The sequence below is a fragment of the Rhodoferax sp. genome (assembly GCF_028688795.1).
Lineage (GTDB): Bacteria > Pseudomonadota > Gammaproteobacteria > Burkholderiales > Burkholderiaceae_C > Rhodoferax.
On record NZ_JAQTXM010000025.1, the window covers coordinates 70,305 to 78,673 of the forward strand.

12 protein-coding genes are annotated in these 8,369 nt (G+C 50.9%); 9 read left to right on the forward strand and 3 right to left on the reverse strand.

Annotated elements, in window-relative coordinates:
* Positions 1-161: 161 nt before the first annotated feature.
* The 6 genes from PHQ58_RS17270 (at position 162) to PHQ58_RS17295 (ending at position 4,347) form a co-directional block, all read left to right on the forward strand.
* Positions 162-497: a hypothetical protein gene (locus tag PHQ58_RS17270; RefSeq protein ID WP_300113257.1), complete on the forward strand. Its 336-nt coding sequence runs from the start codon at positions 162-164 to the stop codon at positions 495-497.
* A gap of 336 nt (positions 498-833) precedes the next feature.
* Positions 834-1,133 (forward strand): hypothetical protein, encoded by a 300-nt coding sequence (locus PHQ58_RS17275; protein WP_300113260.1) that lies wholly within the window; start codon positions 834-836, stop codon positions 1,131-1,133.
* Between the two features lie 146 nt (positions 1,134-1,279).
* Positions 1,280-2,014, forward strand: a complete 735-nt coding sequence (locus PHQ58_RS17280) for an SGNH/GDSL hydrolase family protein (RefSeq protein WP_300113262.1) — start codon at positions 1,280-1,282, stop codon at positions 2,012-2,014.
* 438 nt (positions 2,015-2,452) lie between these two features.
* The gene (locus tag PHQ58_RS17285) at positions 2,453-2,605 is read left to right on the forward strand and encodes a DUF6544 family protein (protein ID WP_300113265.1); all 153 of its coding nucleotides are present in this window, start codon (positions 2,453-2,455) and stop codon (positions 2,603-2,605) included.
* A 138-nt stretch (positions 2,606-2,743) separates the two neighbouring features.
* Entirely contained in the window at positions 2,744-3,286 is a 543-nt protein-coding gene (locus PHQ58_RS17290) for a flavin reductase family protein (RefSeq protein ID WP_300113267.1), read from the forward strand.
* Positions 3,287-3,720: 434 nt separating this feature from the next.
* On the forward strand, positions 3,721-4,347 hold the full coding sequence (locus tag PHQ58_RS17295) for a hypothetical protein (RefSeq protein ID WP_300113270.1): 627 nt from the start codon (positions 3,721-3,723) through the stop codon (positions 4,345-4,347).
* Between the two features lie 159 nt (positions 4,348-4,506).
* Here the strand turns inward: PHQ58_RS17295 and PHQ58_RS17300 are convergent, their stop codons facing one another.
* Positions 4,507-5,142, reverse strand: a complete 636-nt coding sequence (locus tag PHQ58_RS17300) for a hemolysin III family protein (protein WP_300113290.1) — start codon at positions 5,140-5,142, stop codon at positions 4,507-4,509.
* On the opposite strand from PHQ58_RS17300, the gene PHQ58_RS17305 reads away from it, so the two are divergent.
* Positions 5,089-5,532 carry a hypothetical protein gene (locus PHQ58_RS17305; protein ID WP_300113293.1) on the forward strand — a complete coding sequence of 148 codons (444 nt, stop codon included), beginning with the start codon at positions 5,089-5,091 and terminating at the stop codon, positions 5,530-5,532. The two genes, PHQ58_RS17300 and PHQ58_RS17305, sit on opposite strands and share 54 nt — an antisense overlap.
* A 410-nt stretch (positions 5,533-5,942) precedes the next feature.
* Here the strand turns inward: PHQ58_RS17305 and PHQ58_RS17310 are convergent, their stop codons facing one another.
* Complete coding sequence (locus PHQ58_RS17310) at positions 5,943-6,494, reverse strand: hypothetical protein (protein ID WP_300113273.1); 552 nt, start codon at positions 6,492-6,494, stop codon at positions 5,943-5,945.
* Between the two features lie 216 nt (positions 6,495-6,710).
* On the opposite strand from PHQ58_RS17310, the gene PHQ58_RS17315 reads away from it, so the two are divergent.
* Both PHQ58_RS17315 and PHQ58_RS17320 read left to right on the forward strand, forming a co-directional pair.
* Complete coding sequence (locus PHQ58_RS17315) at positions 6,711-7,250, forward strand: DUF924 family protein (RefSeq protein WP_300113276.1); 540 nt, start codon at positions 6,711-6,713, stop codon at positions 7,248-7,250.
* 191 nt (positions 7,251-7,441) lie between these two features.
* A complete protein-coding gene (locus tag PHQ58_RS17320; RefSeq protein ID WP_300113279.1) occupies positions 7,442-7,783 on the forward strand; it encodes a hypothetical protein in 342 nt (113 codons plus the stop codon).
* A 4-nt stretch (positions 7,784-7,787) separates the two neighbouring features.
* On the opposite strand, the gene PHQ58_RS17325 is transcribed toward PHQ58_RS17320, so the two are convergent.
* Positions 7,788-8,201, reverse strand: coding sequence for a hypothetical protein (locus PHQ58_RS17325; protein ID WP_300113281.1), 414 nt, complete (start codon positions 8,199-8,201; stop codon positions 7,788-7,790).
* Positions 8,202-8,369: the final 168 nt, after the last annotated feature.

Here is an 8,369-nt window from a genome sequence, read left to right on the forward strand (position 1 = left end):
ATAGTTGATTGGTTATGCGGTGAACAAATCGCCAAATCACGGCGGCCGTTGACTGTCCAAATGCAATGTAGTGGCTAACACCCAGCTTGTTTGTGCGTCAGCGCACTGACCATCAATCGTGGAGCCACTACGATTTGATGCCTACCAACTCAGCCATAAACATGAGCCACAAAGGCAGCTATATAGGCACGGTAGACACCGTTGCTTCAACAACTACACCGCAGTCCCTGCATCGTGAGGCCATGGTGCAACTTGAAATGTCCATCGAGCATCATCGGCAAGCTGCCTTGTTTCACGAAGCTGGCGATGCAAACCAAGCTGCAAATCATGGCACGCTTGCTTTTGACCGCGCTGCATACGCAGTGAACATCAGCGGTCGGGCAATGATTTCTCAGGCTCAGGTGCACCGACCTGAGAAAAAATCCAGCACACTAGGCTGGTCACGTCGTGCTGCTGCTGTCGCCAAAAAAATATGGTTTGCGCGCAGTTCAAGGTAGGCTATGCCCTAATGGGAAACTCGCCTTCCAGGTTCAACAACCTCAATAGTGTGTCGGACATTTTTGGTATGAACGGCCAGAGTCCCTTGGCCACGATTTGAAATAACTGCGCGCCATTGGAGCGCCAAAAAGATGCTGAGGTGAGGCACAACAGCCTTGGAGTTTCTGCTGTGGTGGTGCTTGTTGGTGCCAGGCTTCATCTATTCAATATGGCGATTAATGGGCCAACGTAAAACGTGCTCAGCCTTTTGTACCCGAGGGGTTTAGCGTCTTTTGGACGTCACTGTCGAATCCTGTGAGTCGAATGGACACGAGCGGCGGCACACAACCCAAACATTGAATGTCTTTTTTTGGAAAAAGTTCAATGACAGGAGCGAGTTCATAGTGACTCCGCAGTCCATTCATCTTGAAGCAGCGGTACAGCTGGAAAAAGCCGTCGAGAACCGTATAAATATGGCGTTGCTGCGCGACGCTTTCGATGCAAAGCAAGCAGAGGCCCATGGAAGCATCGCCTACAACCATACAGTGCATGCACACGAAGTGAGTGGCTTGGGCATTGAATGCTCTGTTTTGTTAGCTAATGGTGCCAGTATGCAGGTTGAAAGAGTGCACCTTAGCCAGCATAAAGTCGGCTGAAAAACCCGAACATGGACACCTTGACGACTTTAGCAGAGCTGATTCACCAACGTGAACTGAACGTTATCCCAGGCCACGTCCCTAAGCTGAGCCTTTCGTTGAGGTAACAGAACTATTTGTGAGATTTGAAATTAATGAGTGAAAACATGGAGCCTGTCCTGCGGTTTCTCCTCTGGAGCATTGTTGCCATCAGTCTATTTTTGGGCGCGAGAACCGCGTGGCTTCTGCAAAAATCCGTCGAATTGGCGCGGCAAAGCGAACCCCTGCAAAGCTCACCCGGGCAGCCCTCCAAGCGGCTGCTTATCGTTGGCGACAGCACTGCAGTAGGCACTGGTGCCAGCAATCCGCGGGTCAGTGTGGCAGGCTTGCTCGCTCAGACCTTTCCTCAGTTGTTGATTGATAACCGGTCTCAGGACGGTGCGACGTTTGCAGACCTCCTGTCTCAACTCGGCGATGATGAGCATTTCGACGTGGTGCTTGTGATGGCTGGTGGTAATGATGTGATTCGCCTGCGCACGATGGCGGCGTTACAGAGCGATATTGAACGCGTGACGCAGCGGGCTCGCCAACGGGCTGATTCGGTTGTGCTGATGCCCGCTGGAAATGTGGGCAATGCGCCGGTTTTCTTGGCTCCTGTGTCCTGGTTCATGACTTGGCGGTCGCGTAGATTGCACTCGTTTATGCGGGAAGTCTCGAACCGTAAATCTGTACTTTACGTGAATCTCTTTCATGAAAGCGCGGACGACCCTTTTGTCTTGCAACCCCAGTTGAACGCCGACGACGGCCTACACCCCAGTGATGCCGGATACAGGGTCTGGTTCGGCGAACTGATGGCGCAGGCCCCGTTACGGGAGCTCCTGTCTACCCCCTCAAATCGTTGACCTGGCGCCAAAGTGTGAATAATTTGCCATCGGTGAACCTTTGCAGCATCGTGGCAAACCAGGTTTAGCCCTGACCCGGCCTAGGCAACTTTTCGCAAATTAGCTATCGATGAGTTCGATAATGCACATAAAGTTCAAATGTCTGAGTTTGTAATTCTGCGGTTTTGCGATGGATTGGAGAAGAGGGTCTTCAATGGCATGAGGTATCCTCACCCAATGAAGTCAATTTACAGATGCCACCAATGCGGCGCGACAAGCTACAAGCCAGTCATCAAGCGAGATGAACAGGGTGCCATGAAGATGTCGGGGACTTACCAATGCACCGGTTGCCGACTTGAATTTACGGACATTGATGCTTGGCGAACCGGCGTGGCTGGCCAAATCTATGTTGATTCCGAAAGCCAGCCCCTCAAATAATGCCTGGCTCAGGTCGAGGTAATGTTCCCTTGGGAAGGCAACGGGTCTAACTACCAGACCAAGGCCGGCATGACCGTGCCGTTCAAGGGCGAAGTGGTTTGGATTCCATCTGAAGGCCGAAAAACGTACTTTGTTGGCACAGTTACCTCGCTGAGCTACGAGTTTTCATCATGATGCATCTCAGTTTGTTGCGTCGGATTTGCGAATCGGGGAACCCGGTGCTTACTCGATTGTGCGTTGCACCATCGCTATGGCGCTATGGCGCTATGACTGGCTTGACCATTGGAAGAGCAAATATCGTGAGGTGCTTGCATGCTTGAGATGAAACTGAACAAGGTCTTCACCCTGATGGAGTCAGGGCCTGTTGTCTTGGTGACGACCCATGATGGCCACAAAAACAACATCATGACAATCTCATGGACCATGGTGATGGATTTCACGCCGGTATTTGCCATCACCACTGGTGAATGGAATCACTCTTTCGCGGCGTTGCGCAAGAATCGTGAGTGTGTCATTGCGATTCCTACGGTTGATATGCTGGACAAAGTGGTTGGTATCGGGACGTGTTCTGGGGCAGATACTGACAAATTTGAAAAGTTTAAGCTGACGCCTATGCTGGGAAAAGTTGTCAGGTCGCCTCTAATCAAAGAGTGTCTCGCCAACATCGAGTGCCGGGTCATCGATATCGTTGAGAAGCACAACATTGTCGTGTTGGAGGCCGTTGCTGCATGCTTCGATACCGCACGCAAGGAAAAACGCATGGTTCATGCCGTTGGTGATGGCACGTTCGTTGTCGATGGGCGCAAGATTGACCGGCGGAAGATGATGGCTTCTAAGCTCCCAGACGGTGTCTAGCAAAACATTGGTTTGGCTTGGGCTATTCGATTCAGCCCAGAATTTCGTGTCCGACGAGGTTGGCCAATTTAGCGATTGGATATTGCCAGCAGGGGTGATAAATTTCAAGGGGTATCGCATCACGTATCTGGGTGCGTGATGTCACACATTGAAAACCATGAGCTCATTCTCATTGGACGCCATTTGCCAAGCGTCGGTTTTCAACAAGACCAGCAAATTAATACCTAAAAGGAGCTGGATGGCTGATGGCAACTGAGTCTGGTTCCTGAATAACTAGTTGGTGAATTTGGGATGAGTTTGCTGTAGAGGGCAGGGTATTCAAAGTTTCCAAATGTCATGTTCAACAATTTTCAAAAAAAAGGTCAACAGTCGAATATGATTTCCACTTTATAAAGCCGGTAGTCGTACGGCAAAACCAAGAAGGAAACCTCCCCATGCAAACACTGTTCGACGCTGCCAGCCACATCGCCCAAGAAATAGAGCGTACTCGCCAGCATTTGACAAACTTGGAGCAAGCGCTCGTAGGCCTCAAGCCACTCATGACCGTAGATGCTGCAACAACAACTTTGACATTCTCAATATCTTCTCAGGCACAACCTGTTGAAGACCTGTCTTTTGTCGATTCTGAAGCGCCATCAAAGAAGAAGGCTATAACCAAATCAGCAGTCAAGTTCGCTGTGCAAAAAGCCAAGACGACAAAAGAAAAAATTGTCGTGCCAGAGGCGCAAGCCGAGCCGGTTAAGTTGCCGGCAACAGGTGCCGAGCTTTGGCTCAAATGCCTTGGTCGCAAAAAAGTTACTGTCGCTCAATTGACAGATGCAGCACTAAAGAAACTCAAATTGGATGACTCAGTGAGAAATGTCATCGGCACCCGTGCTAAAGCCTGGACGTACTCCTCTGTCAAGAAAGGTAGCCTCATTGAAGCGGGAATGCGTGATGGTTCCAAGCTGTATCAGTTGGCACCGGCCAACGATGAAACCACCGACCAGCGCGTACAAGGCGCTGAATCGGTTGTTACGGCGGAAGTTGCACCCGTCGCGGAGACTGAAAGCGCGACTTAAACTGACAAAGCGGCCTATGCGGACTGGACCTGACCCATGAATGTCAATTCGTCTGTTCGGGGCCCGTAGCAGTATTTTTCGTTGACGTTTGTTCAGGTTCAGTCTGACATTTTTTCCAGTCGGCGCGCCTAGCAGCTCCTCAACAAGCTTGGCGTGACTTCATGCGGCGTAACCTAGCACCGCAAAGAAATGGCAACCGGTTCCCGCGGCGACAAAGCCGTGCCAGACCGCATGTGAATAGCGTATTTTGGAATCAAGCATGAAAAATATGACTCCCACCGTGTAAGCCAACCCGCCAGCTACGAGCCACATCACGCCGGGCAGGGGAACCCGTTCTAGCAAGGGTACTGCTGCTATGACGACCAGCCATCCCATTGCGAGGTACAGGCTTGTTGACAACCAAGGGTGAGACAGGCGGTCAAAAGCCTTAAGCACGATGCCAATCGCAGCCAGCGACCACACCAGCCCAAACAGGCTCCAACCCCAAGGACCTCCGAGGGCTCCCAATGAAAACGGCGTGTAACTGCCAGCAATAAACAGATAAATGGCGCCGTGGTCGAGTTTCAAAAAAACACGTTTTGCTCGTCCTGCTGGTAGCGCGTGGTACAGAGTCGATGTCAAGTAGAGCAGCACCATGGTCGATGCAAAGACGACGGCACCAATGAAGCTAGCGGCACTCAGATTGCGAGCTGAGGCCATCAAAAAAGGCACGCTGGCAATAGCTGCCAGCAACGCGACACCATGGCTCACACTATTGGCGATTTCCTCTCCCAAGGTTTGCGGACGTTTAGTCATATGAGATATTTTGCAGTGAGGGAGCGTACTACTGAAAGTAAAGGGGGAATATTCATGCGGCGGGTCAAAAAAGTTTGCGAAACCGAAACCGAAACCGAAACCGAAACCGAAACCGAAACCGAAACCGAAACCGAAACCGAAACTGCCTATTTTTCGTGCATCTCCGGCAAACCCACTGCCCACGCCAGATTTGTGAGTTGCTCAGGTTTTATCCACAAGTTAATTCGCATTTTTTTGGGGCAACTGACACTTTCAATTTTCGAACCGGTGACAGGCATTTTTTGCCTTGATTCGCAAAAGGCACGCTTATGGCATATCGCCCAAATTCGCCCATTGCCGACAGGATTCATTAAACAGTCACATGCAGCAGATAAAATGAGAACGATTTAATTTGAGTGCTGTTCTTTTTTGGCTGAGTGAGCCTGGGCACATCACAACTCTACAGGTCAAAAATGACAATTGATAACACCCAAAGGGCAGTTTTGACTATTGGCGCCCTGACGCAACTGGCGCTTCTGAGACGTAACATTGGTCCTGATGACGCATCAGGGTTGGTATCCGTTGAGTTTTTGGAGCGACTCGTCATCAATGGCTCAGTATCTGAGCGAGATGAAATTCTGAAGGTGTTCAGGAAGACCGAGTCGTTAGACTCAATTCTTGCCTCACGACGGATGCCTGAAACCGCTTAGTTCGAAGCGCAGACTCGGGTTGACCATTGCGGGGCGTCGGCTGAGGTGACTTACGTCAAAACAGTAGCCGGCGCTTTGTGCATTAAGGACATGGTTGCCCAATGCTTTGAGCTACTGACCAGTCAAAGCAATCATGCTGACGAAAATGACCTTGACCAGCAGCCAAGTCCCAATCACCAAGCCCCATGATTTCCAGTTGACCCGTGGCGTATTGAACGCGTTTTCCGCAGGTGTGAATACAAGCGTGCATGCTGCGCCAAAAAGTAAACCAGCCAACGCTTGATTGAGCTTTTGCTGCCAAAGATGGTCGAGGTCATCAACGACCGGTTGAAATACGCTGACCGACAATCCAAATAATACCCATCGAACTGTATAACCCCGCCATCTGTACCACAGGCGATGTCCGGTTGTTGACCAATTTGACTTGGTAGGCGTTGGGGGCAACATGCGTTGATTTTTCAAAAGTTGTTGTGAGATTTTAGTTGTCACGAATGCCTCGTTATTCAATTTGGCGTCAATGATTTGCCAGTTCAAGCTTTCTGTCCAAACAGCGTCGCCACTTGTTCCGGTATGAAAGCCATCTTTGGATAGCACATCGGGTGAGGTTTGCCAAAACGGTGAGTGCTGGGTTTGATGGATGTTGGCTGAGAACAGCTCTGTCAATCGAAATTAAATTCGGCAGCCAACCGGCCAAAGAACCAGCGCAAAGGCTGGCCGCCAAGTGATTCTCATTGAGATTGGGCGCCAAAACCGACGGCTACGGCATCACCAGCAATCAGAACGCCCCGCTGCGCGCATTGACCTTTGATGACCACTTGACATTCGTGTGAACGATGTCGTCTGTAATATGCGATGTTGATATTCACTACCTAAGCTCAAATGCGCACCCAAGACATTATCAATTTTTGGTTTCAAGAGTTGAGCGACAAGCAACGCTTCGTCAATGACGAAAATCTTGATTCACTAATGCGTGAGCGATTTGGACAAATTCACAAAGCCGCCATGGCGGGCGAATTGTTCACATGGCGTATGACGGCAGAAGGGCGCTTGGCAGAAATTGTTGTGCTGGACCAGTTCTCTCGAAACATGTTCCGGGGCAAGCCTGAGTCGTTTTACCAAGACGCCCAAGCACTCACTTTGGCGCAAGAACTGGTCGCCAATGGGCATGACCATAATTTGTCAGTTGAGCACCGTGTCTTTGCCTACATGCCTTTTATGCACAGTGAATCAGACTTGATTCATGAACAGGCGGAACGACTCTATTCCCAACCGGGTATGGAGGGTGCTTTGGCTTTCGAAAAGCGCCACAAAGTCATCATTGAACGGTTTGGCCGATTTCCTCATCGCAATACCATTCTGGGCCGAACGTCCACTCCTCAGGAGCTGGCCTTTTTGGAAACACCTGGTTCATCATTCTGAAAAGTGTGAAATTGGAGCTGTGTACGCATTGCATGCGCAATCGGGTTGCAGACGCTTACCTAAATGGATTGGGAAGTGCCTTAGGCCACTATTGGCGAGAGCCGAGCATCGACATCTCTTCGGGGTGCATTTTTGTTTGAACCGCAACCAAGGCCTGTGCCGATGGGATTGCGCATGTATTGGGAAATAAAATGACTGTTGACGACATCAAGTCGCAAGGGCGACGGGCGATAGCTGATTCGTTTATGAAGGACGCACAGCGGGAGGCGACACCTTGGCGGTCGCGAGCAGATTTTGCGTTTGAAGCGTTATACCTATACTCGCTTTCGGCGCTTGGTGAACAGGCTGTAATTTACGAACATCCGGATGCCCGGGTGCTGACTTCTGCCGCGGAAAAGCTCGATATGACGGCCGAGCAAATCGGGCCAGCAGTGGAATATTTGGAACATCGGTACGACCCAGCTATCCCCGATAACGGTAGCGCCTACCGCGAGCTTTTAACAATCGCAAAACTGCTGGGTGCAGAAAAGTGACCGGTCAGGCTGGGTCATCAAGGCCGTCGGCCTGCACCACTACCACGCTGCTGAACAACTCAACAGCGGTGTCTGCAACTTTCTGTGTGTCATAGTATGCGTACGCCCCGACGCCCAGGGCGCCAACCAAGGGTGCGTACCGAGCGATTGCCTTGCCGACACTGCGTTGACCAACTTTGATGCCAATCTTTGATGCCAGACTTCGCATCATCCGCAAACTCGCTGGAAGCACCACGTACCTTCCACCTTCGCGCACAATGACATCGCGCAATAGTTGAGCGGCAGAGTGTTTGAAAAGGCAGAACACCATCTGCTCCTGCGTCAATGTTGCGGTCTTGCCGTAAGTAGCCGCAATGTCGGCCACCATCTGTGCCTGAACTTTCCAAACGCCGACCAGGTCTGGCAACAATGTCAGCATGCCCAAAGGGCCTGGGGCCAGGGCTGCACCACCTGAAATGCTGTAAGCGCGCCATTAACCTCAGGTAGTCAAGGTAAGGGAATCGGCGATATTTCTGGTAAGCGCAGGTTCCATGGCAGAAGCGCTTCAACTTCTTCGACCGTCTTTGCGGCTGGCAATTCACGTATC

What these genes read in the sequence shown, in the direction of transcription:
- PHQ58_RS17290 (WP_300113267.1), top strand. Translation starts at nt 2,744, where the DNA reads ATGCTTGAGATGAAACTGAACAAGGTCTTCACCCTGATGGAGTCAGGG.
- PHQ58_RS17325 (WP_300113281.1), bottom strand. Translation starts at nt 8,201, where the DNA reads ATGCTGACATTGTTGCCAGACCTGGTCGGCGTTTGGAAAGTTCAGGCA.
- PHQ58_RS17315 (WP_300113276.1), top strand. Translation starts at nt 6,711, where the DNA reads ATGCGCACCCAAGACATTATCAATTTTTGGTTTCAAGAGTTGAGCGAC.
- PHQ58_RS17270 (WP_300113257.1), top strand. Translation starts at nt 162, where the DNA reads ATGAGCCACAAAGGCAGCTATATAGGCACGGTAGACACCGTTGCTTCA.
- PHQ58_RS17320 (WP_300113279.1), top strand. Translation starts at nt 7,442, where the DNA reads ATGACTGTTGACGACATCAAGTCGCAAGGGCGACGGGCGATAGCTGAT.
- PHQ58_RS17305 (WP_300113293.1), top strand. Translation starts at nt 5,089, where the DNA reads ATGGCTCACACTATTGGCGATTTCCTCTCCCAAGGTTTGCGGACGTTT.
- PHQ58_RS17295 (WP_300113270.1), top strand. Translation starts at nt 3,721, where the DNA reads ATGCAAACACTGTTCGACGCTGCCAGCCACATCGCCCAAGAAATAGAG.
- PHQ58_RS17300 (WP_300113290.1), bottom strand. Translation starts at nt 5,142, where the DNA reads ATGACTAAACGTCCGCAAACCTTGGGAGAGGAAATCGCCAATAGTGTG.
- PHQ58_RS17280 (WP_300113262.1), top strand. Translation starts at nt 1,280, where the DNA reads ATGGAGCCTGTCCTGCGGTTTCTCCTCTGGAGCATTGTTGCCATCAGT.
- PHQ58_RS17285 (WP_300113265.1), top strand. Translation starts at nt 2,453, where the DNA reads ATGTTCCCTTGGGAAGGCAACGGGTCTAACTACCAGACCAAGGCCGGC.